27 protein-coding genes and 1 riboswitch are annotated in these 25,851 nt (G+C 74.2%); of the genes, 16 read left to right on the forward strand and 11 right to left on the reverse strand.

What is annotated here, in order from left to right:
• Positions 1-74: 74 nt before the first annotated feature.
• Complete coding sequence (gene pyrE / locus MWU57_RS11540; RefSeq protein ID WP_246909326.1) at positions 75-653, forward strand: orotate phosphoribosyltransferase; 579 nt, start codon at positions 75-77, stop codon at positions 651-653.
• Positions 654-745: 92 nt separating this feature from the next.
• Here the strand turns inward: pyrE and MWU57_RS11545 are convergent, their stop codons facing one another.
• The gene (locus MWU57_RS11545; RefSeq protein WP_106264549.1) at positions 746-1,522 is read right to left on the reverse strand and encodes an HAD-IIA family hydrolase; all 777 of its coding nucleotides are present in this window, start codon (positions 1,520-1,522) and stop codon (positions 746-748) included.
• Between the two features lie 28 nt (positions 1,523-1,550).
• Between MWU57_RS11545 and MWU57_RS11550 the strand changes: the two genes are divergently transcribed.
• The 3 genes from MWU57_RS11550 to fbaA all read left to right on the forward strand — a co-directional run bounded on the left by MWU57_RS11550 (position 1,551) and on the right by fbaA (position 4,342).
• A complete protein-coding gene (locus MWU57_RS11550) occupies positions 1,551-2,525 on the forward strand; it encodes a DUF368 domain-containing protein (protein ID WP_246909327.1) in 975 nt (324 codons plus the stop codon).
• A complete protein-coding gene (locus tag MWU57_RS11555) occupies positions 2,518-3,162 on the forward strand; it encodes a TrmH family RNA methyltransferase (protein WP_246909328.1) in 645 nt (214 codons plus the stop codon). The genes MWU57_RS11550 and MWU57_RS11555 overlap by 8 nt, the downstream gene beginning before the upstream one ends.
• A gap of 160 nt (positions 3,163-3,322) precedes the next feature.
• On the forward strand, positions 3,323-4,342 hold the full coding sequence (gene fbaA, locus MWU57_RS11560; RefSeq protein WP_246909329.1) for a class II fructose-bisphosphate aldolase: 1,020 nt from the start codon (positions 3,323-3,325) through the stop codon (positions 4,340-4,342).
• Between the two features lie 64 nt (positions 4,343-4,406).
• On the opposite strand, the gene MWU57_RS11565 is transcribed toward fbaA, so the two are convergent.
• Positions 4,407-4,829: an STAS domain-containing protein gene (locus MWU57_RS11565; protein ID WP_106264557.1), complete on the reverse strand. Its 423-nt coding sequence runs from the start codon at positions 4,827-4,829 to the stop codon at positions 4,407-4,409.
• Between the two features lie 114 nt (positions 4,830-4,943).
• On the opposite strand from MWU57_RS11565, the gene MWU57_RS11570 reads away from it, so the two are divergent.
• Entirely contained in the window at positions 4,944-7,214 is a 2,271-nt protein-coding gene (locus MWU57_RS11570) for a SpoIIE family protein phosphatase (RefSeq protein WP_106264559.1), read from the forward strand.
• A 56-nt stretch (positions 7,215-7,270) separates the two neighbouring features.
• On the opposite strand, the gene MWU57_RS11575 is transcribed toward MWU57_RS11570, so the two are convergent.
• Entirely contained in the window at positions 7,271-7,720 is a 450-nt protein-coding gene (locus MWU57_RS11575; RefSeq protein ID WP_246909331.1) for a DUF3151 domain-containing protein, read from the reverse strand.
• A gap of 124 nt (positions 7,721-7,844) precedes the next feature.
• Between MWU57_RS11575 and MWU57_RS11580 the strand changes: the two genes are divergently transcribed.
• The 5 genes from MWU57_RS11580 (at position 7,845) to MWU57_RS11600 (ending at position 12,825) form a co-directional block, all read left to right on the forward strand.
• Complete coding sequence (locus MWU57_RS11580; RefSeq protein ID WP_106264563.1) at positions 7,845-8,222, forward strand: STAS domain-containing protein; 378 nt, start codon at positions 7,845-7,847, stop codon at positions 8,220-8,222.
• Positions 8,223-8,342: 120 nt separating this feature from the next.
• Positions 8,343-9,638 carry an adenylosuccinate synthase gene (locus MWU57_RS11585; RefSeq protein WP_246909334.1) on the forward strand — a complete coding sequence of 432 codons (1,296 nt, stop codon included), beginning with the start codon at positions 8,343-8,345 and terminating at the stop codon, positions 9,636-9,638.
• A 33-nt stretch (positions 9,639-9,671) separates the two neighbouring features.
• The gene (locus MWU57_RS11590; protein ID WP_246909335.1) at positions 9,672-10,406 is read left to right on the forward strand and encodes a transporter substrate-binding domain-containing protein; all 735 of its coding nucleotides are present in this window, start codon (positions 9,672-9,674) and stop codon (positions 10,404-10,406) included.
• Positions 10,407-10,491: 85 nt separating this feature from the next.
• On the forward strand, positions 10,492-11,787 hold the full coding sequence (purD, locus tag MWU57_RS11595) for a phosphoribosylamine--glycine ligase (RefSeq protein WP_106264568.1): 1,296 nt from the start codon (positions 10,492-10,494) through the stop codon (positions 11,785-11,787).
• A 75-nt stretch (positions 11,788-11,862) separates the two neighbouring features.
• Positions 11,863-12,825, forward strand: a complete 963-nt coding sequence (locus MWU57_RS11600; protein WP_246909353.1) for a phosphoribosylaminoimidazolesuccinocarboxamide synthase — start codon at positions 11,863-11,865, stop codon at positions 12,823-12,825.
• Positions 12,826-12,843: 18 nt separating this feature from the next.
• On the opposite strand, the gene MWU57_RS11605 is transcribed toward MWU57_RS11600, so the two are convergent.
• Positions 12,844-13,683 (reverse strand): DUF4190 domain-containing protein, encoded by an 840-nt coding sequence (locus MWU57_RS11605; protein WP_246909336.1) that lies wholly within the window; start codon positions 13,681-13,683, stop codon positions 12,844-12,846.
• 218 nt (positions 13,684-13,901) lie between these two features.
• On the opposite strand from MWU57_RS11605, the gene purS reads away from it, so the two are divergent.
• The 3 genes from purS to MWU57_RS11620 are packed head-to-tail and all read left to right on the forward strand — an operon-like array spanning position 13,902 to position 15,432.
• The gene (gene purS, locus MWU57_RS11610; RefSeq protein WP_106264576.1) at positions 13,902-14,174 is read left to right on the forward strand and encodes a phosphoribosylformylglycinamidine synthase subunit PurS; all 273 of its coding nucleotides are present in this window, start codon (positions 13,902-13,904) and stop codon (positions 14,172-14,174) included.
• A complete protein-coding gene (gene purQ / locus MWU57_RS11615) occupies positions 14,174-14,905 on the forward strand; it encodes a phosphoribosylformylglycinamidine synthase subunit PurQ (protein WP_246909337.1) in 732 nt (243 codons plus the stop codon). Before purS ends, purQ begins: the two co-directional genes overlap by 1 nt.
• 17 nt (positions 14,906-14,922) lie before the next feature.
• A complete protein-coding gene (locus tag MWU57_RS11620) occupies positions 14,923-15,432 on the forward strand; it encodes a GNAT family N-acetyltransferase (RefSeq protein ID WP_246909338.1) in 510 nt (169 codons plus the stop codon).
• Positions 15,433-15,523: 91 nt separating this feature from the next.
• On the opposite strand, the gene MWU57_RS11625 is transcribed toward MWU57_RS11620, so the two are convergent.
• Genes MWU57_RS11625 through MWU57_RS11635 form a run of 3 tightly spaced genes read right to left on the reverse strand, consistent with a single transcriptional unit; the run spans position 15,524 to position 18,305 of the window.
• On the reverse strand, positions 15,524-16,423 hold the full coding sequence (locus MWU57_RS11625) for an LLM class flavin-dependent oxidoreductase (RefSeq protein WP_246909339.1): 900 nt from the start codon (positions 16,421-16,423) through the stop codon (positions 15,524-15,526).
• A 41-nt stretch (positions 16,424-16,464) separates the two neighbouring features.
• Positions 16,465-17,232 carry an MBL fold metallo-hydrolase gene (locus MWU57_RS11630; protein ID WP_246909340.1) on the reverse strand — a complete coding sequence of 256 codons (768 nt, stop codon included), beginning with the start codon at positions 17,230-17,232 and terminating at the stop codon, positions 16,465-16,467.
• Between the two features lie 35 nt (positions 17,233-17,267).
• Positions 17,268-18,305 carry an LLM class flavin-dependent oxidoreductase gene (locus MWU57_RS11635; RefSeq protein WP_106264585.1) on the reverse strand — a complete coding sequence of 346 codons (1,038 nt, stop codon included), beginning with the start codon at positions 18,303-18,305 and terminating at the stop codon, positions 17,268-17,270.
• Positions 18,306-18,463: 158 nt separating this feature from the next.
• Between MWU57_RS11635 and MWU57_RS11640 the strand changes: the two genes are divergently transcribed.
• Complete coding sequence (locus MWU57_RS11640) at positions 18,464-19,519, forward strand: aromatic acid exporter family protein (protein WP_246909342.1); 1,056 nt, start codon at positions 18,464-18,466, stop codon at positions 19,517-19,519.
• Between the two features lie 27 nt (positions 19,520-19,546).
• Here MWU57_RS11640 and MWU57_RS11645 read toward each other — a convergent pair whose 3' ends face one another.
• Positions 19,547-20,818 carry an O-succinylhomoserine sulfhydrylase gene (locus MWU57_RS11645; RefSeq protein WP_374108548.1) on the reverse strand — a complete coding sequence of 424 codons (1,272 nt, stop codon included), beginning with the start codon at positions 20,816-20,818 and terminating at the stop codon, positions 19,547-19,549.
• Positions 20,815-21,294 (reverse strand): rhodanese-like domain-containing protein, encoded by a 480-nt coding sequence (locus MWU57_RS11650; protein WP_246909344.1) that lies wholly within the window; start codon positions 21,292-21,294, stop codon positions 20,815-20,817. The genes MWU57_RS11645 and MWU57_RS11650 overlap by 4 nt, the downstream gene beginning before the upstream one ends.
• Positions 21,295-21,602: 308 nt before the next feature.
• Positions 21,603-21,718: riboswitch (SAM riboswitch) on the forward strand.
• 31 nt (positions 21,719-21,749) lie between these two features.
• On the opposite strand from MWU57_RS11650, the gene MWU57_RS11655 reads away from it, so the two are divergent.
• Positions 21,750-23,186 (forward strand): aminotransferase class V-fold PLP-dependent enzyme, encoded by a 1,437-nt coding sequence (locus MWU57_RS11655; protein WP_246909345.1) that lies wholly within the window; start codon positions 21,750-21,752, stop codon positions 23,184-23,186.
• A gap of 13 nt (positions 23,187-23,199) precedes the next feature.
• On the opposite strand, the gene MWU57_RS11660 is transcribed toward MWU57_RS11655, so the two are convergent.
• A complete protein-coding gene (locus tag MWU57_RS11660) occupies positions 23,200-23,688 on the reverse strand; it encodes a redoxin family protein (RefSeq protein ID WP_246909348.1) in 489 nt (162 codons plus the stop codon).
• A 75-nt stretch (positions 23,689-23,763) separates the two neighbouring features.
• Between MWU57_RS11660 and MWU57_RS11665 the strand changes: the two genes are divergently transcribed.
• On the forward strand, positions 23,764-24,228 hold the full coding sequence (locus tag MWU57_RS11665) for a MarR family winged helix-turn-helix transcriptional regulator (RefSeq protein ID WP_246909350.1): 465 nt from the start codon (positions 23,764-23,766) through the stop codon (positions 24,226-24,228).
• Between the two features lie 86 nt (positions 24,229-24,314).
• On the opposite strand, the gene MWU57_RS11670 is transcribed toward MWU57_RS11665, so the two are convergent.
• A complete protein-coding gene (locus MWU57_RS11670; RefSeq protein ID WP_246909352.1) occupies positions 24,315-25,784 on the reverse strand; it encodes an amidase in 1,470 nt (489 codons plus the stop codon).
• Between the last annotated feature and the right edge of the window lie 67 nt (positions 25,785-25,851).

Below are 25,851 nucleotides of genomic sequence, written 5' to 3' on the forward strand. Positions count from 1 at the left end.
ACACGAAGTGTGCTGGATACACGATGGCGGGCGAGCGCGCCCGGGAGCCCGGGGCGCCCGCGTACCCTGGTGCCGTGACTTCCGCCGACTTCTCCCCGACCCCCCGTGAGCAGCTGCTCGAGCTCGTCCAGGAGCTCGCCGTCGTGCACGGGAAGGTGACGCTCTCCTCCGGCAAGGAGGCCGACTACTACGTCGACCTGCGCCGCATCACGCTGCACCACCGGGCCGCGCCGCTCGTGGGCCACGTGCTGCTGGACCACCTGGAGGAGGTCGGGCTGGGCACGGCCGAGGTGGACGCCGTCGGCGGCCTCACGCTCGGCGCCGACCCCATCGCCGACGCGCTCCTGCACGCCGCGGCGTCGCGTGGGCAGGAGCTGGACGCGTTCGTGGTGCGCAAGTCCGCCAAGACCCACGGCATGCAGCGGCAGATCGAGGGTCCCGAGGTCGCCGGCCGCAAGGTCGTCGTGCTGGAGGACACCACCACCACGGGCGGCTCACCCATCACCGCGATCGAGGCGCTGCGCGCAGCGGGCGCCGAGGTGCTCGGCTGCGCGACCATCGTCGACCGCGCCACGGGGGCGGGGGAGAAGATCGAGGCTCTCGGCGTGCCGTACCACTACCTCTTCGGGCTGGACGACCTCGGCCTCGCCTGACCCCCCGGAGCGTTGTGGGCGCGAAATCTGGCCCGAATCGTCCGTAAAACGGCATTTTTGAGCCCAGAAATCGCGCCCACAACGCTCCGGGGTCAGACGCGGGGGATGAGGTCCGCGATCGAGTCCACCACGTGCGACGGCCGGAACGGGTGGTGGTCGACCTCCTCGGGCGCCGTCGACCCCGTGAGCACCAGGAACGTCTCCAGCCCCGCCTCGATCCCCGCCACGACGTCGGTGTCCATGCGGTCGCCGATCATCGCCGTCGTCTCCGAGTGCGCGTCGATGCGGTTGAGGGCCGAGCGGAACATCATCGGGTTGGGCTTGCCCACGTAGTAGGGCGAGCGCCCCGTCGCGGCGGTGATCATCGCCGCGACGGCCCCGGTGGCCGGCAGGGGCCCCTCCGTGGAGGGCCCGGTCGTGTCCGGGTTCGTGGCGATGAACCGCGCCCCGCCCTTGATGAGGCGGATCGCCTTGGTGATCGCCTCGAACGAGTACGTCCGCGTCTCGCCGAGCACCACGTAGTCCGGGTCGGTCTCCGTGAGCGTGTAGCCGGCGGCGTGCAGCGCGGTGGTCAGACCCGCCTCGCCGATGGCGTAGGCCGAGCCGTTGGGCACCTGGTCCGCCAGGAACGTGGCGGTCGCGAGGGCCGACGTCCAGATCGCCTCCTCCGGCACCTCGATGCCGGAGCGGGACAACCGCGCGGCGAGGTCGCGTGCCGTGAAGATCGAGTTGTTCGTCAGCACGAGGAAGGGGCGCCCGGCGTCGCGCAGCGTCGCGATGAACTCCGACGCGCCCGGGATGGCCTGCCCCTCGTGCACGAGGACGCCGTCCATGTCGGTGAGCCAGCACTCGATCTGTCGGTCCGTCATGGGCACACCGTAGCCGTAGGCTTCCTCTGTGATCGACGAGGCCCAGGAACCCCCGACGCACTCCGGCGCCGTGCGCCGCCACGCCGCACCCCCTGCGGGGACCTCGTGGCGGGCGGCTCCCGGGCTCGCCCTGCGCGGTGGGTTCGTGGGGATGGCGGAGTCGGTGCCCGGCATCTCCGGCGGCACCATCGCCCTGGTGACCGGCCTCTACGACCGGCTGCTGACGGCCGCCAGCCAGGTGGTGCACGCGGGCCGAGAGCTGGTCCAGGGCGTCGCCAAGGGCCGAGGTCTGCGGCCCGCGGGGCGGGCGCTGCGCGCGGTGGACTGGCGGTTCCTGCTGCCCGTGCTGGTCGGCATGGCCGTCCTGCTGCTCGTGTCGCTGAGCGTCATCGCCCCGCTCGTCGAGTCCCAGCCCGTGATGATGCGGGCGCTGTTCTTCGGCATGATCGCCGTGGCGGTCGTGGTCCCGCTGCGGATGATGCCCCACCGGTTCCGGCTCGCCGACGGCGCGGTCCTCGTCGTGGCCGTCGTCGTCGGGTTCTTCCTCGTGGGCCTGCCGCCCGCGGAGGTCGCGGACCCGTCCCTCTGGTACGTGTTCATCGGTGCCGCCATCGCCATCAACGCCCTGGTGCTCCCCGGGGTGTCCGGGTCGACGCTGCTGCTGGTCATGGGCCTGTACGTGCCGGTGCAGGAGGCCGTGAGCGACCGCGACCTGGCGTTCCTCGGCGCGTTCGCCCTCGGTGCCGTCGTCGGCCTGGCGAGCTTCGTCAAGCTGCTGCACTGGCTCCTCGAGCACCGCCGCCAGGTGACGATGGCGGTGCTGGCGGGCCTGATGATCGGCTCGCTGCGAGCGCTGTGGCCGTGGCAGGACGCCGACCAGGGGCTGCTCGCCCCGCCCGGCGCGGGCGCCGCCGTCGGCCCGGTCCTGATCGCCGTGGCGGGCGCCGCCGTCGTGGGCGCCGCGATCTGGTGGGAGTCGTCGCGGACCGACGAGCATGCCTGAGCCCGACGACGGCGCGCCCGCGCCGGTCGGCGTCGGTCCCTGGCCCGGCGAGCCGCCGGACGACCCCCGGTACGACCCGGAGCTGCTGGCCCACGGGGACCGCCGCAACGTCGTCGACCGCTACCGGTACTGGACCGTCGACGCGATCGTGGCGGACCTGGACGGACGCCGCCCACCGGACCGCCGGTTGCACGTGGCGATCGAGAACTGGGCGCACGACCTCAACATCGGGTCCGTGGTCCGTACGGCCAACGCCTTCAACGTCGCCGGGGTGCACATCGTGGGCCGACGGCGGTGGAACCGGCGGGGCGCGATGGTCACCGACCGCTACCTCCACGTCCACCACCACGCGGACGCCGGGGCGCTGACGGCCTGGGCGGCGACGGCGGGACCGGCGGGGGAGCGGCTGCCGGTCGTGGGCGTCGACAACGTGCCGGGCTCGGTGCCCCTGGAGCGCCGGGAGCTGCCCGCCCGCTGCGTGCTGCTGTTCGGCCAGGAGTCGAGCGGGCTGACGCCGGCGGCGCAGGCCGCCTGCGACGTCGTCGTCCACATCACCCAGCACGGCTCCACGCGCTCGCTGAACGCCGGTGCGGCGGCCGCGATCGCGATGCACACCTGGGCCCTGCAGCACGCGTGACCCGGGCGACCGTCTCGCTCTGCGGGCCCGGATGTGACGCCCATGACCGGGTCGTGAGAAAATCTGGATGCATGCGGGCCCGGAGGCCGCTCGCCACCAGTGAGGGTGTGTCGCCCGCCCGCCTGCGTTCCTCGTACGTTCCCTCATTGGAGTACCGCAGATGCCTATCGCAACCCCCGAGGTCTACGCCGAGATGATCGACCGGGCGAAGGCCGGCAAGTTCGCCTACCCCGCCGTCAACATCACCTCGTCGCAGACCGTCACCGCCGCGCTCCAGGGCTTCGCCGAGGCGGAGTCGGACGGCATCATCCAGGTCTCCGTGGGCGGCGGCGAGTACGCGTCGGGCTCCACGATCAAGGACCGCGTCACCGGCTCGCTGGCCCTCGCCGCGTACGCCGCCGAGGTCGCGAAGAACTACCCCGTCAACATCGCGATCCACACGGACCACTGCGTCAAGAAGAACCTCGACTCCTGGGTCCGCCCCCTGCTCGCCCTCGAGGCGGAGCAGGTGAAGGCCGGCAAGAACCCGACCTTCCAGTCGCACATGTTCGACGGCTCGGACATCCCGCTGGAGGAGAACCTCGTCATCGCCGAGGAGCTGCTCGAGCTGTCGCAGGCCGCGCGCACCATCCTCGAGGTCGAGATCGGCGTCGTCGGCGGCGAGGAGGACGGCCACGAGGCCGAGATCAACGAGAAGCTCTACACCACGGTCGAGGACGGCCTGGCCACGGTCCGCGCCCTCGGCGCCGGTGAGAAGGGCCGCTACCTGACGGCCCTGACCTTCGGCAACGTGCACGGCGTCTACAAGCCGGGTGCCGTCAAGCTGCGTCCGGAGATCCTCGCCGAGATCCAGCAGGCCGTCGGCGCCGAGATCGGCCAGGAGAACCCGTTCGACCTCGTGTTCCACGGCGGGTCCGGCTCCACGGCCGAGGAGGTCGCCACGGCGGTCGACAACGGCGTGATCAAGATGAACATCGACACGGACACGCAGTACGCGTTCTCGCGTCCGGTGGCGGGGCACTTCTTCACGAACTACGACGGCGTCCTGAAGGTCGACGGCGAGGTCGGCAACAAGAAGGCCTACGACCCGCGCGCCTGGGGCAAGCTGGCCGAGGCCGGCATGGCCGCGCGCATCGTCGAGGCGTGCCAGTGGCTGCGCTCGGCCGGCCACAAGATGTGATCTCTCGTCGTCGAGAGAGTGCTCAGCGCCCCTTCGCCGGTCACCGGCGGAGGGGCGTCGTGCGTCAGCGAGGGCCGGCGGTCGTGATGTCCAGGTCGACGCCGGGATCCTCGTCGACGATCTCCAGGAGCTCGCCGATCCGGGTGACCTCGAGGAGGAACCGCACGGTGGGAGGTGCGCGCAGCACCCGCACCTTGTGCGGGCTCCGGGACGCCAGGCGCGCCAGGAACGCCACGCCGGAGGAGTCCATGAAGGTGACGTGGTGCGCGTCGAGCTCCACCGGGAGGCCCGAGGCCTCGGCGTCGGAGATCGCCTCGCCGAGCTCGGCGCTGACGTCGGCGTCGATCTCGCCCGAGAGAACGACCCGTGCCCGGGAGGTGCCCACGATGACGTGGATGCTCGCGGGGTCGCCGATCTGGGGCGCCGTGTGCCCCGTGCCGTCGCCGGCCGCCGGGGCGCTCGGCGTCGCGTTCGATCCCTCCTGCACGGTGCTCCTTCCTCGAGCTGCTCGCTCTTCTCGGGTCTCAGCGGACACCAATCTACGGTTGAATGTGCAGCGAATGCACCAACTTGGCCGCGACACGTCGGAAACGGAGGGCGTATGACCGATTTGCCCGTCCCTTCCTCGCTCGCAGCCCTGGTTTCCGGCGAGCAGCTCGCCGCCGCGATCGCCACCACCACCGTCCCCGCCTTCATCACCGGGCCGTGGGAGGCCGGGATGCCGGTGATCTGGGTCAACGAGGCCTTCGAGCGGCTGGTCGGCGTCGGCGCCGACGGCCTGCGGATGCTCGGCCCGCACCCGCTCCTGGCACTCGTCGAGGACGACCCGAACCGTGCGGCCGCCCAGGCGGACCTCGCCGCGGGGCGCTCGATGCGGCGCATCGTCAGCGCCCGCAAGCGCGACGGCGGCGTGAGCTGGCTGCAGGTGGACGTCACGCCGATCCCGCACGCCGAGGGCGAGGAGATGCGCTGGGTCGGCGTCACGACCGACGTCTCCGAGTACGTCGACCAGCAGGCCGCCCAGCTCGCCTCGCTGGAGGTCGAGCGCCGGCAGCGTGCCGACCTGGACCTCATCGCCCAGACGACGGAGCTCCTGGGCGACCTGGAGTACCCGTTCGCGCTGCGGGACATCGCGGACCTGCTGCGCTCGCTCGTCCCGTGGAGCGGCTTCTACCTCAACGACGACGGCCTGCAGTACGCCGAGGGCGTCGACGTCGCGTCGCCCCCCTCCGGCCGCGGCCGGCGGCACACCCGGTACGTGCCGGAGACGTGGCACACCGACGACCTGCAGGGCGACGCCCCGCACCCCGACGAACCGGGCGAGGCGCCGGCCGGCGGACCGGATGGGAGCGCTCGCACCCCGGGTGCCGCCCCGTCGGTCGACCACGTCCAGGAGCTGCTCGACGGCGTGGTCGACGGTCCGGTCCGTCTCGACCTGGGCGGGTCCTACGGCCCGCACTCGGCGTCGGGCTGGCTGCGCCGCGACCTGGTGCGCCGCGTGGTGGAGGAGTCGGGCGTGGTGCCGCGCTCCGTCGTCGTGCACGCCGTGGCGGGCCGACGGCGGGTGCTGGGCCTGCTCGTGACGTGGCACGGCGACGCCGCCCGCGGGCCGGGCGCCACCGAGGCCGGTGGCTGGTCCGAGCCCGGGCCGGAGCACATCTTCACCGTCGTCGAGGTCGTCGCGCGCCGTGCGGGCACGGCCATCGACAACGCGCGCCTGTACGCCCGGGAGCACCGGCTCGCCGAGGCGTTGCAGCGCGCGATGCTGCCGGAGCAGGCGGACGTCTCGGGGCTCGACGTCTGGACCTACTACGCGCCCAACGCGGAGCACGCCCAGGTGGGCGGCGACTGGTACGACGTGCTGCAGATCAGCGACGGCACGGTCGGGCTCGTCATCGGTGACGTCGTCGGGCACGACGTCGAGGCCGCGGCCGCGATGGGTCAGCTCCGGTCGGTGGTGCGCGCCTACGCCTACGAGCTGACGACGCCCGGGACGGTGCTCGACCGGGTCGACCAGCTCGTCGCAGGGATGCGCGTGCCCCGGCCCGCCTCGATGGTCTACGCCACGCTGCGCCACGTCGCCGACGACGACTCGTGGTCGGTCGAGTACACGCGCGCCGGGCACCTGCCCCCGCTGCTGCTGCGCGACGGCGACGTCCGGCAGCTCGCGGGCGCGGGCGGCTCCCTCGTCGGTTTCGGCACCACGACCCGCACGACGGGCAGCGAGGTGCTGCACCGCGGCGACATCCTGCTGTTCTACACCGACGGTCTCATCGAGCGCCGCGACAGGTCGTTGAAGGTGGGGCTGGACACCCTCGTCGAGATGTCGGGCCGCATCACTGCGCGGGACTCCGCGGGCGTCGGCGAGGAGCTGCTCTCCCGGCTGGCGGACTCCCCGGAGGACGACGTCGCCATCGTGGTCGTGCGGGTGCCGGACCCGGTGCAGGACGCCCAGGTGACGGCGCTGAGCCCGCGCTCGCGGCGCTGGCTGCTCCCGAGCGAGCCCGCGTCCATCGGGCGGGCGCGGCACGCCGTGCTGCGCACCTGCCAGGCCTGGGGGCTGCCGGAGTCCGCGGCCGCGGAGCTGGTGGTCTCCGAGCTCGTGGCGAACGGCGTGCTGCACGGCTGGGGGAACATCGCCCTGCGCCTCTTCGACACGGGCGACGGCCTGCGGATCGAGGTCGAGGACGCCAACCCGGCGCCGCCGGTGGCCACCGACGGGCACCCGAACCGGGTGGGCGGGTTCGGCATGCAGATCGTCGAGCGGCTGGCGGACTGGGGCTGGCGTCCTGCGGGCTCGGGCAAGCTGGTGTGGGCCAAGCTGCGGTCGCAGCCCGCCGATGGGCAGGACTCGGTCCCGCTGCCGGGATAGGGCCCCGCGTCGGCCCGGCGTCCGCGGCAGCCCCGCGCGCGTCAGCCCCGTTCGCGTCAGCTCAGCGTGAGCGTGCGCACCTCGCCCGCCGAGGTGCCGGCGTCCACGAGGAACTGCGCGCAGCGGTCGGCCTCCGCGTCCTCGCCGATGCTGCCGGCGGCACGCGACAGGGCGAGCAGGGCTCGCAGGAATCCTTGGTTGGGCAGGTGGTCGGCGGGGATCTTCCCCTGGCCCCGCCAGCCCGCGCGGCGCAGCGCGTCGAGCCCGCGGTGGTAGCCGGTGCGAGCGTAGGCGTAGGCGGTCACGGCATGGACGACGTCGTCGCCCCCGTCGAGCGTCTGCTCGGCCAGCACGGCCCACACCAGGCTCGACGCCGGGTCCGCGGCGGCGACGCGGGCCGGGTCCTGGCCCTCGGCGAGGGCGGTCCGCGCCGCGGCGTGCTCGTCCGGCAGGTACGTCGGGGGCGGCCCACCGAGAAGGTTGTCCACAGGCTGGGAGGTGCTCATGGCGACATTCTCCCAGGCGATCGGCCGATTGCCCACGCCGTGCCCCCACGGCGCGCGGCCCGACGCGACGTCGAGGGCGGCCTCGGGGGTCCGTGGAGCGCCCGACGCGGGTAGTCTCGTGGGCATGATCGAGATCGCGACGTCCTCGACGACGACGACGCTCGTGATCGCCGGGGACCTGGACCTTGCCGAGCGGGACCAGTTCCCCGAGATCGCGGCGCGGGTGGTGGGGCTGCGCCGTCAGCTCCTGGTGATCGACATGTGCCGGGTGACGTTCATGGACTCCACCGGGGCGGCGTTCCTCATCTCCCTGGCGGACTCGGGGCGCAAGCGTGGAGGCGCGACGGTGCTCCGCGGGTCCGACGAGCGCGACCTCTTCGTGCTGGAGGTCTGCGGCGCGCTCGACCTGTTCCGGATCGACCACGATCACCAGTGCGAGCAGTCCGACACGTCCACCGGGGCGACACCGGTCCAGCTCCCGCAACGCCCGCGTCCGTCCTGACCTGCCGGTCGCGACCCGCCCGGCGCCGCCCCCGGCCCCGGGCCAAGGTCATGGCCGGGTAAACTTCGGCGAGGCCCGGGGCAGCCGCCGGGCTCACCGATTCACGAGGAGAGTTGATCCATGCCAGCCGTGGTGCTCGTCGGCGCCCAGTGGGGCGATGAGGGCAAGGGGAAGGCGACCGATCTTCTCGGAGACCGCGTCGACTACGTGGTGAAGTTCAACGGCGGCAACAACGCCGGGCACACCGTCGTCATCGGGGACGAGAAGTACGCCCTGCACCTGTTGCCGTCCGGCATCCTGTCGCCCGGCGTCACGCCGGTCATCTCGAACGGCGTCGTGGTGGACATCGAGGTCCTCTTCGAGGAGCTGGACGGGCTGATCGAGCGCGGTGTGGACGTCTCGCGCCTGCTCGTCTCGCAGGGCGCGCACGTCATCGCCGGCTACCACCGCACGGTGGACAAGGTGACCGAGCGGTTCCTGGGCAAGCGCCGGATCGGCACGACGGGCCGCGGGATCGGGCCCGCCTACGCGGACAAGATCAACCGCGTCGGCCTGCGCGTCGCGGACCTCTTCGACGAGAAGATCCTGGCGGAGAAGATCGAGGGCGCGCTCGACCAGAAGAACCACCTGCTGGTGAAGGTCTACAACCGCCGGGCCATCGAGGTCCAGGAGACCGTCGACGAGCTCCTGCAGCACGCGGAGCGGCTGCGGCCCATGGTGGCCGACACCGGGCTCGCGCTGAACCAGGCGCTCGATCGCGGCGAGACCGTCCTGTTCGAGGGCGGCCAGGCGACGATGCTCGACGTCGACCACGGCACGTACCCGTTCGTCACGTCGTCGAACGCGACGGCCGGCGGCGCGGTGACGGGCTCCGGCGTCGGGCCCACGCGCGTCGACTCCGTGATCGGCGTGGTCAAGGCCTACACCACCCGGGTGGGCGAGGGGCCGTTCCCGACGGAGCTGTTCGACGACAAGGGCGCCTACCTGCAGAAGGCGGGCGGCGAGTTCGGCGTCACGACCGGGCGGCCGCGCCGCTGCGGCTGGTACGACGCCGTCATCTCCCGCTACGCGGCGCGCGTCAACGGGCTCACGGACCTGGTGCTGACCAAGCTCGACGTGCTCACCGGCCTGGAGAAGGTCCCGGTCTGCGTCGCGTACGACGTCGACGGCGAGCGGTACGACGAGATGCCGATCGACCAGACAGCGTTCCACCACGCGAAGCCGATCTACGAGGAGCTCGACGGCTGGTGGGAGGACATCTCGCGCTGCCGGACGTTCGAGGACCTGCCCGTCAACGCCCAGCGCTACGTGCGCCGGCTCGAGGAGATCTCCGGCTGCCGGGTCTCCGCCATCGGCGTCGGGCCGCGCCGCGACGAGATCATCGGGATCCACGACCTCATCCACGCGCGGGCCTGAGCCGCGGCAGCGGCGCTGTCTACACTCGCGGGCATGGTCGACCAGCCGCCCGTCCCCGGCCCTGACATCGTCGCCGCGCTCGCCCCGGAGGGTGCGCTGCGGGCGGTGGTGAACCTCGGCAACCCGGTGCTCGCCCAGGGCGCGCCGGACGAGCCGCGGGGCGTCACCGTGGATCTCGCCCGGGAGCTCGCCGACCGCCTCGGGGTGCCGGCGTCGTTCGAGTGCGTCGACGCCGCCCGGCTGTCGTTCGCGGCCGTGACGGAGGGGCGTGCCGACGTCGGCTTCCTCGCCGTGGAGCCCGCCCGCGCCGCCGAGGTGGCGTTCACCGAGCCGTACGCGCTGATCGAGGGCGTGTTCGCCGTCCCGCAGGCGTCGTCCGTGCAGGTCGCGGACGACGTGGACGCCACCGGGGTGCGTGTCGGGGTCAAGGAGGGGTCCGCCTACGACCTCTACCTCACGCGCACGCTGACGCGAGCCGAGGTGGTCCGTGGCGACGAGGGGACGGCAGTGTTCGAGGCCGAGGGCCTCGAGGTCGCGGCGGGCATCCGCCAGCCCGTCGAGCGGTGGGTCGCGCAGCGGTCCGGGCTGCGCGTCGTCGAGCCATGTTTCACGGAGATCCGTCAGGCCGTCGCCACCGGTCGCGACCGCTCGCCGGAGGCCGTCGCGTGGCTGCGGGACGCGGTCGTGGCCCTGCGCGACGGCGGGTTCGTCGCCGCGGCCCTCGCGCGGTCCGGCCAGGAGGCGACCGTGCCGGGGACGCCTGCCTGACCCGGCCGGCCGGACCCGGCACGACGCCACCGGTCAGGGCCGTGGTCCTGGCAGGCGGTCGTGGGCGCCCCTAGACTGGGCGCCCGTGAAGATCCTCGTCGTCGGGAACGGTGCCCGCGAGCACGCCATCGTCCACTCCCTCGCCTCGGAGCCGGCTGCCGGCGGTGTCGCGCACGAGCTGCACGCGGCTCCCGGCAACCCGGGCATGCGAGCGCAGGCCACGGTGCACGCGGTGGACGCGAACGACGGCGGAGCGGTCGCCGCGCTCGCCGTCTCGCTCGGCGCGGACCTCGTCGTCGTCGGTCCGGAGGCACCGCTGGTCGCCGGGGTCGCCGACGCCGTGCGGGCCGCCGGGGTGCCGGTGTTCGGCCCGTCCGCCGAGGCCGCGAGGCTCGAGGGGTCGAAGGCGTTCGCGAAGGAGGTCATGGCCGCGGCCAACGTGCCGACGGCGATGGCCCACGTGTGCACCACCCTCGACGAGGTCACCGCGGCCCTCGATGCCTTCGGGCCGCCGTTCGTCGTCAAGGACGACGGGCTGGCCGCCGGCAAGGGCGTCGTGGTGACGTCCGACCGGGACGCCGCCGTCGAGCACGCCCGAGCCTCCCTGGCCGCCCGCGGTGACGCGGGCACCGTGGTGATCGAGGAGTACCTGGACGGCCCGGAGGTGTCCCTGTTCTGCCTCTGCGACGGCACGACCGTCGTGCCGATGGTGCCCGCACAGGACTTCAAGCGCGTGGGCGACGACGACGCCGGACCCAACACCGGGGGGATGGGCGCCTACACGCCGCTCGACTGGGCTCCTGCCGGGCTCGTCGGCGAGGTGGTCGACCGCATCGCCCAGCCCACCGTCGACGAGATGGCTCGCCGTGGCACCCCGTTCACCGGTGTGCTGTACGTGGGCCTCGCGCTGACCTCCCGCGGGACCCGTGTCGTCGAGTTCAACGTGCGGTTCGGCGACCCGGAGATCCAGGCGGTGCTGGCGCGGTTGCGCACCCCGCTGTCGGGCGTGCTGCTGGCCGCCGCCCAGGGCAGGCTCGCCGAGATCGAGCCGCTCAACTGGTCCGACGACGCCGTCGTCAACGTCGTCGTGGCGTCGCAGGGCTACCCGGAGTCGCCCCGCAAGGGCGACCCGATCAGCGGGATCGACGCGGCGGCCGCGCTGGACGGGGTGCACGTGCTGCATGCCGGCACCGCGGTGGCCGACGGCGGCACGCTCGTCAGCGCCGGGGGCCGCGTCCTGTCGGTGGTCGGGCACGGCGCGGACCTCGCGGCCGCACGCGCGGCGTCGTACGCGGGGGTCGCGCTGGTGGACCTGCCGGGCTCGCACCACCGCAGCGACATCGCGCTCCGGGCGGAGCGCGGCGAGGTGTCCGTGCCCTGAGCTCGGCCCGTCGGACGGCGGAGTGAGAGACTGTGCGCCGTGACCGACGCGCGCCCCACCTCGACGCCCGAGAACCTGACCAACGACGCCTTCGCCGGCGGCCCGCTGGACCTGCCCGGCTGGCGGCACGTGTACTCCGGCAAGGTCCGCGACCTGTACGAGCCGGACCTGCCCGCGCTCGGTGGGGTGCACCCGCTGGGTGACGTCGTCCTCGTCGTCGCGAGCGACCGGGTCTCCGCGTACGACCACGTCCTGTCGCCGGGCATCCCCGACAAGGGTGTGGTGCTCACGCAGCTCAGCCTGTGGTGGTTCGAGCAGCTCGCCGACCTGGTCGACAACCACGTGGTGACCACCGAGCCCAGCGCCGAGCCGGGCGACGGGCTGGTGCCCGACGTCGTCGTCGGCCGCGCGATGATCTGCCGCCGCCTGGAGATGTTCCCCGTCGAGTGCGTGGCGCGCGGCTACCTCACCGGTTCGGGACTGGCCGAGTACCGGGCCGGCGGCGAGGTCACCGGCATCCCGTTGCCGGACGGGCTGGTGGACGGTTCCCGGCTGCCGGAGCCGATCTTCACCCCGGCGACCAAGGCCGAGGTGGGGGAGCACGACGAGAACGTGCCGTTCGACGAGGTGGCGCGCCGGATCGGCGGCGAGGACGCCGCTCGCCTGCGCGACCTGACCTTGGCGGTCTACCGCCGCGCCGAGGAGATCGCCCGGGACCGCGGCGTCATCCTCGCGGACACCAAGCTCGAGTTCGGCACGGTGCCCGACGGCGGGACGGACGCCGGGCGGATCGTCCTCGGCGACGAGGTGCTCACCCCGGACAGCTCCCGGTTCTGGCCCGCCGACTCCTGGGAGCCGGGCCGGGCGCAGCCGAGCTTCGACAAGCAGTTCGTGCGGGACTGGCTCACCTCGGACGCCTCCGGGTGGGACCGCGCGGGCGGGGGCGAACCGCCCGCGCTGCCCGCCGACGTCGTGCGCCGCACCCGCGACCGCTACCTCGAGGCGTACGAGCGGATCACGGGCGCGGCGCTGGCCTGACGCCTCCGGGCTGACGCCTCAGAGACCGGAGCCGGCGACGCTGCCCGCCTCGAGCGGGCTGCCGTCCATCGTGGCCGCCGAGCAGAGCAGCAGCCGGTCCCCGAGGGCCCACGACGCCTGGGTGGGGTGGAAGTAGACCGCCTCGAGCGCGGAGTCCGCGTACTCGACGCCGATGTACTCGGAGAATGCGTCCAGGCACAGCGTCTCGATCTGGCTGACCATCGCGTCGTCGCCGGGGTACTCCGTGGCCTCGACCTGGTCCACGGCGATGACCTCGGCGCCGTGCGGGCCGGCGCAGTCCGCGGGGCTCATCGGGTCGCCGCTGGTGAGGTCGGCCGGCGGGTCGAAGCAGTCGCCCACGACCATGTCGAGCCCCATCGACTGCTGGTAGCTGTCGTTGAAGCTCTCCTGGAACCCCTCCTGGAAGCTGTCCTGGACGTCCTCGTTGGTGGCCAGCACGAAGAAGAACACGATCACCAGGCTCCAGGCGACGGTCGCGATCGCGCCGAGGACGATGCCCGCGATCGCGAAGCCCTTGCCGGAGCGGCCGGACCGCTTGGTCCGGACCAGGCCCGCGATACCGAGCCCCACCGCGACGAGGGCCATGCCCAGGATGCCCGTGACCAGCGCTGCGATCGAGACGCCGTCGGTCCCCTGCGGCTGCGGTGCCGCGTACGACGGCTGTTCCCCGGGCACTGGTGCGGGCGGCTGACCAGGGCCGTACGGCGACGTGCCCGGGGCCGCCGGCGGTGCGTCCTGCCCTGCACCGTCACGGGACGGGTCGGGCCCCGTCGGCGGGGTCGGTGTGGCGGTGCCGTCCGCCGGCCGGTACGGGTCGGGCGAAGGGGTCGACGTCACGGTTTCTCCAGTTGTGTGTGCTGTTGCGACAGTTGCGACCCTAGCGGTGCCCACCGACGGTGGGCGAGACCCGGGTCACGGACCGGGACGGGTAGACTGACGCCGGAATCCCGCCGTCGTGCTCCCGCCCGTCTCGCGCGCCCCGCGTAGCTCGTACCGTCCGCGCGTGGACCGGGATCCCGGAGCGACGGCCCGTGCAGAGCCCTGAGGAGCCCGTTGTGGGACGCGTCGTCGTCGAGGTCATGCCCAAGCCCGAGATCCTGGACCCCCAGGGCAAGGCCGTGGTCGGGGCGCTGCCGCGCCTCGGTTTCACGCAGTTCTCCGGTGTCCGTCAGGGCAAGCGGTTCGAGCTCGAGGTCGACGGCGAGGTGACGCCCGAGGTGCTCGAGGCCGCCCGTCAGGCCGCCGGGACGCTGCTGTCCAACCCGGTCATCGAGGACGTCGTGCGCGTCGCCGACGCCTCGGAGGAGTCCGCCGGGGTGTCCGCCTGATGAGCGCCGGCACCGTGGAGAGGACGCTGGCCTCCGCTCGCATCGGCGTCATCACGTTCCCCGGGACGCTGGACGACCGGGACGCCGCCCGCGCCGTCCGCCTCGCCGGCGGCGAGCCGGTGTCGCTGTTCCACGCGGACGGCGACCTCCAGGGCGTCGACGCCGTCGTGCTGCCCGGCGGGTTCTCCTACGGCGACTACCTGCGTGCCGGCGCGATCTCCCGGTTCGCACCCGCGATGGACGCCGTCGTCGACGCCGCCCGCGGCGGGATGCCCGTGCTGGGCATCTGCAACGGGTTCCAGGTCCTCACCGAGTCGCACCTGCTGCCGGGGTCCATGGTCAAGAACGACCACCTGCACTTCGTGTGCCGCGAGCAGGTGCTCTCCGTCGAGAACGCCGAGACCGCCTGGACCAACCGGTACACCGCGGGGCAGCAGATCACGATCCCGCTGAAGAACCAGGACGGCCAGTTCGTCGCCGACGAGCGCACCCTCGACGAGCTCGAGGGCGAGGGCCGGGTCGCGTTCCGCTACGTCGGGACGAACCCGAACGGTTCGCGCCGCGACATCGCGGGCATCACCAACGCCGCGGGCAACGTGGTCGGTCTCATGCCGCACCCTGAGCACGCCGTCGAGGCCGGGTTCGGCCCGGACAGCGCCGAGGGTCACCGTGCCGGTACGGACGGTCTCGGCTTCTTCACCTCGGTGCTGGCCTCGCTCGTCCACGCGTGACCACGAGAAGCCCTCGCATGACGGCGGAGGTCTGCGCCGGCACGGCGGAGATCGTCGAGGTGCCCTGGGGGGACGCCGACGCCGCCGCGCTGCGTGCCGAGGCCGTCGCGGACCTCGGGCGCCGCTACGGCGGGGACGAGGACGCGAAGGAGGTCATCGACCCGGCGAGCATCGTCGTGACCCTGCTGGCACGGGTCGACGGGGCCCCGGCGGGCTGCGGCAGCATCCGGGACGTCTCGGGCACCGACGACGGCCGCGGCTGGGGTGCCACGCACCCCGCGGCCACCGGTGAGGTCAAGCGGGTCTACGTGCTCGACGGCCACCGCGGGCGGGGCATCGCACGACGGCTCATGGCGGGTCTGGAGCGGGCCGCGCGCCAGGCGGGCTTCCGCCGCCTCGTGCTCGAGACCGGGACGGCGCAGCCGGAGGCGATGGCCCTCTACCCGGCCCTCGGCTACGAGCCGATCGAGTCCTACGGTCGGTACGCCGCCGAGCCCGACCAGCGCTGCTTCGGCAAGGATCTCTGACTCTCTCGTTCGGCAGTTTCGGCTTCGTTCGGCAGTTTGACGTGCCGAACGTGACGCGAGCTGCCGAACGAAGCGGCTGGATCGGCGGTGCTCAGGCGTGCAGCAGCGGCCGCACCTCGCGGCCGAGCAGCTCGACGAAACCCACGAGGTCCGGGTCGTCCGCCGTGGGCTGGATCGCGACGGCGGTGGCACCGGCGTCGGCGAGCGCGCGGACGCCCGCGGCGATCGCCGCCGCGTCACCGGCGGCTCCGATGCCGCGGTCCGGCGCGGCGCCCCACTGCGGCAGCTCCCGCGCCAGGCGGTCCTCGGCTCCCGGCCCGGTCGTGGCGATGAGCGTGGCGTGCACGTCGGTCAGCTCGTGCCCGGCCGCCCGGGCGGACTCCTGGGCCGTGCCCACCGCGGCGCGGACGTCGTCGGGCGTCAGCGCGTTCGCCAGGATCAGGCCGTCGCCGAGCTCGCCGGCCAGCTCGAGGGACCGTGGCCCGACACCGCCGAGCCAGAGCGGCACGTCGTCCGCGGGCGGCCAGTCGAGGCGGACGGCGTCCAGGTGCACGTAGCGGCCCGACGTCGTCACCTCCTCGCCGGCCAGGAGCCTGCGCAGGGCGTCGGTCGTCTCGCGCAGCAGCGTCAGGGGGGAGCCGACCTTCACACCCGACTGCGCCATCCACTCCTGCACCCCGTGCCCGACGGCCGGCACGAACCTGCCGGGGAACATCCGCGCCAGGGTCGCGATCTCCATCGCGGTGATCGCCGTGCTGCGCAGCGGCGCGGGCATGAGCCCGAGGCCGACGCGGACGCGGTCCGTCCACGCCAGGGCGGCGGCCGCCGAGGCGAGCCCGCTCTGCTTGAAGCAGTCCTCCCAGACCCACAGGTCGTCGAGACCGGCGTCCTCGACCGTGGTCGCCAGCGTGCGCAGGCTCTCGGGCGGGTAGGTCGGGACGAAGGCGACCCCGAGGCGGGGAGCGGGCGACGTGAGCGGCGCTGCAGTCATGGCCCCCATCATGCAACGGGGCACCGACGCGGTCGCGGTGCTCAGCGCTCCGCGCGCAGGTAGGCGAGCTGCGCGGCGACGGACTGGCGGGCGGCGGGCAGCACCGCGGCGTCGACGTCGGCGTACACGTGGGCGACGACGTCGTCCACCGTGGCTTCGGGGCCGAGCGCAGCGAGTACCGCGCGCACCTGGGCCAGCCGCTCCAGGCGGTGGGACCGGTAGGCCTGCACGGCCGCACCGAGGTCCTCGATGGCGGGACCGTGCGCCGGGACGGCGAGCCGTCCAGCACCGAGACGTTCCAGCACGTCGAGGCTGTGCAGGTAGTCCGCGAGCGAGCCGTCGGGCTCCGCGATGACGGTGGTGCCGCGGCCGAGCACCGTGTCGCCGGTGAGCACCACCGGTGCCTCGCCGGGGCCGTCGACCCGGAACGAGACGGAGTCGCCGGTGTGGCCCGGCGTGGCGACCACCTCGATCCGCACACCGGCGGCCTCGATCACCTCTCCGTCGCGCAGGGGTTCGCCCCCGTGGCAGTGCTCGGGGTCCGCCGCCCGCACCGGGGCGCCGGTCAGCTCCCGCAGCCGCGGCGACCCGGCCGTGTGGTCGGCGTGCCGGTGGGTGACCAGCACCAGGTCGACCGGGCCGGCCGCGGCCAGGGCGCGCAGGTGGGTGTCGTCGTCGGGCCCCGGGTCCACCACCACGCACGACGGCGATCCCGGTGCGCGCAGCACCACCGAGCGGGTCCCGTCGAGGGTCATCGGGCCGGGATTGTCGGCGCGCAGCACCGTCACCGAAGGCGTCACGCCGCCCATGGTGGCACGGCGCCGCGCTGCGTGGACCGGGGCGGTCAGTCCGCGAGGAGCTCCAGCGTGCGCACCCGACCCGGAGTGGCGTCCAGCGGCTCGCCCGCGTACGTGCCGGCCACCGGGACGACCATGACCTCGTCGACCCCGCGTCGTGCTGCGAGGTCTGCGATCTCCTGGCGGGCGGCCTCGGGCTCGCCGATCACCCAGCGGGACCGCATGTCGTCGATCATCTGCTGGCCGAGCCCGTCCAGCGGCGTCGCGAGCGCCTCCTCGACCGTCTCGGCGCGTCCCATCGGCCGGCCGGTGCGCAGCCGGGCCATCGCCCGGAGCTGGGGGAGCGCGCGCTCGTGCGCCTCGTCGGCCGTCGGGGCCACGACGGCGTTGACGGTGAGGAACGTGCGCGGCTCCGGGTGCGCGTCGCTCGGCCGGTAGCCGTCGCGGTACAGGGCCAGCACCTGGTCGATGCCGGCTCCGGAGAAGTGGTTGGCGAACACGTAGGGCAGCCCGAGCTCCGCGGCGAGCCGGGCGGAGTAGTCGCTCGAGCCGAGCAGCCACACGGTCGGGGAACCGGTGGCCGCCGGCGTGGCGCGCACGTCGTAGATCTTGCCGTCGGTCAGGCGCAGCCGGGCGCCGTCGGGCTCCATGAGCGCGAGGATGTTCTGCACGTGCTCGGGGAACCTCTCGACGTCCGACGTCGGTCCGGACGCCCGCAGCAGCGCCGTCACCACCGGGTCGGAGCCCGGCGCGCGGCCGATGCCCAGGTCGATCCGCCCCGGTGCGAGGGCCTCCAGGGCGGCGAACTGCTCGGCGACCACCAGCGGGGCGTGGTTCGGGAGCATGACGCCGCCCGACCCGACCCGGATTCGCGAGGTCCGAGCCGCCGCGGCGGCGATCATCACCGGCGGTGTCGAGGCGGCGACCGCGGCCATGTTGTGGTGCTCGGCGAACCAGTAGCGCTCGTAGCCGAGCTCGTCGGCACGCTCCACGAGGGCGAGCGAGGCGGCCAGCGCCTGGGCGCTCGTCTGCCCGGAGCGGACGGGGACCAGGTCCAGGACGGAGAGGGAGGGTGAGGTGCTCATCGCCAGGAGCAACCGTCGGGGCGCCCCAGGACTTCCCGGTACGGGTAGGGCGAGCATCACGCCGCTGCCGCTGCCGCCGGGGCTCCGGATGCGGCGACCCGTCGACGTGCCCACGATCAGGGCGAGGCAGGGGGCCGACGACGAGAGGAGGGACCCCGGTGGGCGGACGCACGACCACGGGCCCGATCAGCACCCTGCACCGCACGTGGCTGCGGCACCCGCGCTGGTCGTTGGCCGCACGCGGCGCGATCGCCGCGGGCATCGCCTGGTTCGTCGGGGTGCTCGCCCCCGCTCCGTTGTCGGAGTACCCCTACTACGCGCCGCTCGGCGCGGTGATCGCGACCACGAGCACCCTGGTGCGCTCCGTCCGGGACTCGCTCCAGGTCACCGCCGCCGTGCTGGCGGGTGCAGGGATCGCCCGCGCCGCCGACGCGTTCCTGTCCCCGGGAGCGCCGTCGGTCGCCGTCGTCGTGGGGGTGTCGCTGCTCATCTCCGGTTGGCGGTTCTTCGGGGAGATGGGCACGTGGGTCGCGACGTCGGCGATCTTCGTGCTGATCCTCGGCAACGCCGACGCGCTGGAGTACGTGGGGTCGTTCGCCGGGCTGGTCGCCGCGGGTGCCGTCGTCGGCATCGGTGTGAACCTGGCGATGCCGCCCCTGCGGCTCACACCCACCGAGGACGCGCTCGACCGGCTGAGCACCGTGCTGGCGGACGTGACCGAGGACCTCGCGAACGAGCTGGACGCCCGGCAGGACCCGTCGGTCGACGACTGGAACCGACGCCGCCACACGCTGCGACGGGCGCTCGACCTGGGACGCGACGAGAGCGGCCACACCCGCGAGGCGGAGCGAGGCAACCCTCGCGTGCGGCGGCACCGCCGCTGGGCCGACGGGCAGCAGGTGCGCATCCGCGAGCTCGAGACGGTGGTCGCCTCGGTGGACCAGCTGACGAGCCTGCTGGTCGACGCCGCCGAGCCGGTCGAGCTCGGCGACGGGTTGCGGGCCTCGCTCGTGCGGGCTCTGCGCGGCCTCGTCGAGGTCCTGCGGGCGGACGTCCGCGGGACCGAGCGCGGGCCCCTGGTCGACCGCTTCGAGGAGGCGGTGCAGGACTTCGACGGGCGGGTCCGGCGGGAGCCGCCGGAGGCGAGCGAGGAGCTGGTCTCGGCGGCGTCCGCGGTCGCGCTGCACCGCGCCGTCGCCGCGTTCCGCGGCTGAGCGGCCGCCGGTGCCGCTCCGTGCGGGCTAGGCCCGCAGCGCCTGGTCCACGTCCTCGATGATGTCCAGCGGGTCCTCGAGCCCGACCGACAACCGCACGGTCGCCTCCCCGATCCCGACGGCGGCGCGCCCTTCCGCGCCGAGCTTGCGGTGCGTGGTGGTCGCCGGGTGCGTGACGATCGACTTGGCGTCGCCGAGGTTGTTGGACAGGTCCACGATCCGCAGGGCGTCGAGGAAGCGGAAGGCGCGCTGCTTCGCCTCGTCCGGGGTGGCGCCGTCGGGCACCGCGAGCTCGACGGTGACGACGGTGCCGCCGCCGCTCTGCTGGGAAAGCGCCAGCTCGTGCTGCGGGTGCGAGGGCAGGTACGGGTAGAGCACCCGCGCGACCTCCGCGTGGCCCTCCAGGGCCTGGGCGACCTGGAGGGCGGCCGCGTTCTGGGCGCGGACGCGCACGTCCAGCGTCTCGAGCCCCTTGAGCAGCACCCAGGCGTTGAACGGGCTGAGCGACGGTCCGGTGTGCCGCAGGAACGTCTGGACCGGCCCCGACAGGAACTCCTCGGAGCCGAGGATGGCCCCGCCGAGCACGCGACCCTGGCCGTCGATGTGCTTGGTCGCGGAGTAGACGACGACGTCGGCGCCGAGCTCGAAGGGCTTCTGCAGGATCGGCGTGGCGAACACGTTGTCGACGACGACGACGGCCCCGGCCGCGTGGGCGAGCTCGGACACGCGGCGCACGTCCACGAGGTCCTGCATGGGGTTCGACGGCGTCTCGAAGAACACGACGTCGGCTCCGGTGGCGAGGGCCTGCTCCCACTGCTCGGGCACGTGCCCGTCGACGAGGTCGACCTGGACGCCCCACTTGGCGAGGATCTCGTCGTAGATGACGTTGGTCGAGCCGAACAGGGCGCGGGCGGAGACGATGCGCGAGCCGCTGGACACCAGTGCCGCCAGCGTGGTGAACACCGCGGACATGCCGCTGGCGGTCGCGTAGCAGGCCTCGGCGCCCTCGACGAGGCGCAGCCGCTCCTCGAAGGTGCGCACCGTGGGGTTGCCGTAGCGCGAGTACATGAACCGCGAGGTCTCGCCGGCGAACGCCGCCTCGGCGTCGGCGGCGGAGCCGTACGTGTAGCCCTGGGTGAGGAAGATGCCCTCGGACATCTCCTCGAAGTCGGAGCGCCGGTGACCGCCGCGCACCGCGAGGGTGGCCGGCCGGACGCCGTCGGGCAGCGGGCCGCGGCCGGAGCCTCCGGAGCGGGCCGGGTCTGCGCCCGGGCCCGTGGGGATCTCGGTGCCGGTCACGCCGTGGCCTCGTCGTAGGAGCCCCAGGGGAGGCCGCGCACCTTCCAGCCCTGCTGGTCGCGGACCCCACCGAAGCCCGGCGCACCCTCGAAGCCCTCGAGGACGTTGTACGACGGGCCGATGCCGGCGGACGTGGCCAGCCGGGCCGCACCGATGGAGCGCTGCCCCGAGCGGCACAGGAACACCACCGGACGGTCGGGGCCGACGCCCGCGGTCTCCAGCTCGGCCAGGAACGCGGGGTTGGGGCGCCCGTCCGCGGTGACCCACTGGCTGAAGACGGTGTCCTTGCCGAGCTCGCCGACGTCGGGGACGCCGACGGTGCGCCACTCGCCGTCCGTGCGGACGTCGACCAGGACGGCGTCCGGGTCGGCGGCGAGCAGGTCCCACGCCTGCTGCGGGGTGATGTCTCCGGCGTAGCCCTGCGCGGGGCGCGGTTCGAACGGCGGTTCGGTCGGTGGTTCGAGCGGTGCAGTCATGGCACTCCTCCCATCGGTCGTGGCGGTAGCACCCACGTCCGGTCCCGCGCCGCTGGCGCCTGCCTCGCGCGAGGCTCGACGGCGGCGGCCCGGTCCCGCGGGTTGCTGCGGCGTCGACGTGCCACGTCACTCGGCCGCTCGGGATGGTCTCCGCGATCGTACGACACGGCGTCCGGTGCGCGGGACGCCGGTCTCACCTCGTGGGCGCCCGGCGAACGGATCGTCGATCCTGGCCCAAGATGACCGCATCCTGAGACGACGCGCCCACGTGTTGACACCGTCGTCGCGCGCCGGTGACCATGGCGACAGGTCATGAGCGCCAGCGCGAAGCCCCGGCTCGCTGGCCGGCAACCCTCCCCTCGCGGCGGGGTGCCCCGGGTGACGACCTGGCTCCGCGCCGTCCGGCGTCGGGCAAGCGCGGGGAGGTCGCTCCCCGGGACACTGAGGAGGACCGCATGACCGCTCTCGCCGAGACCCCCGCCTGTACCGACGCCGACGCCGTCGTCGCGCAGCTCGCGCCCGTCCTGCCGGTGGTGGGCCACGACACGCCCGCCCCGCTGGTCGACGGTCGCCGCGTCCCGTACGCGAACCTCGATGTCGCCGCGTCGGCCCCCGCCCTGCAGGCCGTGGCCGACCGCGTCACCCGCACCCTGCCGCTCTACGCCTCCGTGCACCGCGGCGCCGGCTACCTGTCCCAGGTCTCGACCTCCCTCTACGAGACCGCCCGGCGCACCATCGGCGAGTTCGTCGGCGCGCGGGACGACGACGCCACGCTGATCGTGCGCAACACCACCGACGCGCTCAACCTGCTCGCGGGCTGCCTGCCGGCCGCCGACGACGGCGAGCCCGGCCGGGTGCTCGTCCTCGACGTCGAGCACCACGCGAACTTCCTGCCCTGGCAGCGGTCCGCCCGGGCGACCGTGCTGACCGGCCGTGAGACGGCCGCCGCCACCGTCGCGGCGCTGCGCGACGAGCTGACGGCGGGTGCCGCCGTCGGGCACGGGTACGCGCTCCTGGCCGTGACCGGGGCCTCCAACGTCACCGGCGAGGTGCTGCCGGTGGCGGACCTGGTCGAGGCCGCGCACGCGGTGGGCACCCGCGTGCTCCTCGACGGTGCCCAGCTCGTGCCGCACCGTCGCTTCTCGCTGGCGGAGACCGGCGTCGACTACCTCGCGTTCTCCGGGCACAAGACGTACGCGCCGTTCGGCGCCGGGGTGCTGGTGGGCCGGCGTGACTGGCTCGACGCCGGCACGCCCTACCTCGCGGGCGGCGGCGCCGTGCGCAGCGTGCGGGTGGACGGGACCGAGTGGCACGACGGGCCCGCGCGGCACGAGGCCGGGTCGCCCAACGTGCTCGGCGCGGTGGCGCTCGCCGCAGCCTGCGAGGCGCTGGCCGACGTCGACGCGGACGCGCTGCGCGGGCACGAGGACGCACTGCGCCGACGGCTCGTCGGGGGGCTGGAGGCGATCGAGGGCGTCGAGGTCGTGCGGCTCTGGCCCGACGCCGCCGACGCCGTCGGGGTCGTGACGTTCACCGTCGCCGGGTACGAGCCCGGCCAGGTCGCGGCCTACCTGTCGGCCGAGCACGGCATCGGCGTGCGCGACGGCCGGTTCTGCGCGCACCCGCTGCTCTCCCGGCTCGGGTACGGCGCGGGGGCGGTCCGGTCGTCCGTGGGCGTCGGCACGGCCGGCGAGGAGGTCGAGCGCCTGGTCGCGGCCGTGGGCGCCCTGGTGGCCGACGGCCCGCAGGCGCGCTACGACGTCGTCGACGGCCTGTGGATCGTGGTCGACGACCCGCGCCCCGTGCCGGAGGGCTCCGGGCTCGAGGGTCTGCTCGCCACCGCCGGCCCCGGCGGCGACGAGGCGTTCGGCTGCCTGCCCGAGGACGCCTGAGCCCGGAGCCTGCTCAGACGGTCGGTGCCGCGAGGGCCGCGCGGACCTCGTCCGCGGCGAAGCTCGAGACCGGCAGCGCCGACGTGCGCGCGGACCGCACCACGCCGCTGTCGTCGAGGACGAACGTGCCGCTGTGCTGCAGCAGCGCGACCTTCCGGAGGCCCGCGTCGGCGTGGTCGCCGGTGGCCCACACCTCGGCCAGCGGAGACCTGCGTGCCGCACGCCCGGCGGCCGTGGCCGCCTCCGCCGCGCTGCCCGGTGCCAGCAGCAGGAACGCTGCACCGGCGAGCTCGCCGGCGTCGTGCATGCGCTGGACCTGCGCCGCGTGCGCGAGGCACACGGGGCAGGTCGCGGACCGCATGAAGTGCACGACGGCGGCGCGCCCGGCCACGACGTCGTCGAGCTGCCGGCGCTCCCCGTCGGCGGACACGAGGGTCAGCGGGGGCAGGGTGGTGCCGAGGGCGGGGTGCTGGTCCTGCGGGGGCCGCGCGTCGGTGCTCATGGGGTCTCCTGCCGTCGTAGAGTGGTGGCATGATCGTCAACCGGCTTGCCTATATTGTCAAGGGGGTTGCGCATCGTGTTCGATGAGGAGCTGCGCCGGTTCTCGGCGGGCGCCCGCGACGACCTCGGCTTCCTGCTGCTGGCCGCCGCCGACGCCGTCGTCGCCGCGACGCTCGCGGAGGTGGCCGCCCAGGGGTACCCCGAGATCCGGCGGGTGCACGTGCCGGTCTTCGTGCACCTCGACCCGGACGGCACCACGATCAGCGCCCTCGCGGAGCAGGCCGGGGTGACCCGTCAGGCGATGACCGGCGTGGTCCGCGAGCTGGAGGGGCTCGGGTACGTCGTCACCGCGCCCGACCCCGGCGACCGCCGGGCCCGCCGCGTCACGCTGACCGGCCACGGCGCCGAGTACTGCCGGGCGGCGACCCAGGTCAGCGAGCGGTTGACCGACCGCTGGCGCGAGGAGCTGGGCGACGAGGCGGTGGACCGGCTCCGCGACCAGCTCCGCGGGCTGACCACCGGCCTGCCCGCGCCGAGGTAGTGCCGCGCGCGCCGAGGTAGTGCCGCGCGCGCCGAGGTAGTGCCGACCGCGTCGAAGTAGTGCCGACCGCGTCGAAGTAGAACCGCTCACCAGACCGGTGGGCGCCTCTCCGGCCAGCGCAGCACGTCCTCGAGCTGAGCGGCCAGGGCCAGCAGCGTCAGCTCGCCGCCAGGCCGGCCGATGATCTGGATCCCCATCGGCAGGCCGTCGTCGGTCCACTGCGTCGGCACCGTGATCGCCGGCAGCCCCGCCACGTTGAGCCACGAGGTGAACGGCGTGTACTGGCACTGCTGCCGGAAGTTGCGGTCCGGGTCCTCGGCGTCGTACCACCCCACCGGCCGCGGCGTCATCGCCAGCGCGGGGGTGACCACCGCGTCGAGGTCGCCCATCCCGGCGATCAGCCGACGCTCGAACGCCGAGAGGGTCCGCAGCGCCTCGACCAGCTCGCGGGCGGGCACCTCGCGGCCCCGCCCGACCAGCCACCGGGTCAGCGGCTCGAGCCGGTCCAGCGCGGCCTCGTCGTCGATGGGCACCGCGGACGCGCCGCCCATCCACAGGCTGCGGAACGCGTCGCCGTACTCCGGCGCCGGGTCCCAGCGGTGCTCCGCCACCTCGTGCCCGAGCCCGGCCAGCGCCGCGACCCCGGCGTCCAGGGCCGCCGTCGCCCCCGGGCTCACGGCGATCTCGTAGTAGTCGTCCCAGGCGGACCAGGTCGTCACGCCGAGCCGGAACCGGGCGCCGCGCCCGTGCGCCCCGCCCTGCCCGCAGTCGGCCCCGGCCACCTCGCCCCGCTGGGCCGCCGCCAGGTACGCTCCCGGGCTCGCCGCCTCGGTGCGGAGCGTGTACGGGTGCGCCACCCGGCCGTCGGCCCGCCGGGCCAGCATGCCCTCCAGCAGCAGCGCGGTGTCCGCGGTGGTGCGGGCGAGCGGCCCGTTGGTCACGAGCCCGCCCGGCGCCTCGACGCCCGAGCCCGACGGCAGCAACCCGCGCGAGGGCTTCAGCCCGACCACGCCGCAGGCCGCGGCCGGGATCCGGACGGAACCACCGCCGTCGGACCCGGGCGCGAAGGGCAGCATCCCGGCCGCGACCGCGACGGCCGCACCGCCGCTGGACCCGCCCGCGCCACGCTCGAGGTCCCACGGGTTGCGTGCGACCGGCCCGGCGAGCGGCTCGGTGTAGGCGGGGAAGCCGAGCTCAGGCGCGGTGGTGCGCCCGAGGCTGACCGTGCCCGCCGCGTCGAGATCGAGCACGACGCCGTCGGAGACCTCCGGCACGAACCCGGCCAGCGCCCGCGAGCCGAACCCCGTCGGCACACCGGCGCGGGCGAACAGGTCCTTGTCGCCCGTCGGCATCCCCCACAGGGTGCCCGACGGCGGCCCGAGCGTCGCGACGCGTTCCCGCGCCAGGTCCGCGGTCACCCGGGAGAACGCGCCGAGCTCGTCGTTGCGGGCCGCGATGCGGGCCAGGAAGTGCTCGGTCACCTCGGCCGGGGTGAGCTCGCCGGCGCGGAGCCGGTCGCGCAGCTCGACAGCGGTCAGCTCGTGCAGGGCGTCCATGCCCCGACCCTACGACGGCGACGAGACGGGCTGACCGTCGTCGCGCTCGTCGGATCCCCGGGGGGGG

The sequence above is a fragment of the Isoptericola sp. S6320L genome, from assembly GCF_023015685.1.
GTDB lineage: Bacteria > Actinomycetota > Actinomycetes > Actinomycetales > Cellulomonadaceae > Isoptericola > Isoptericola halotolerans_A.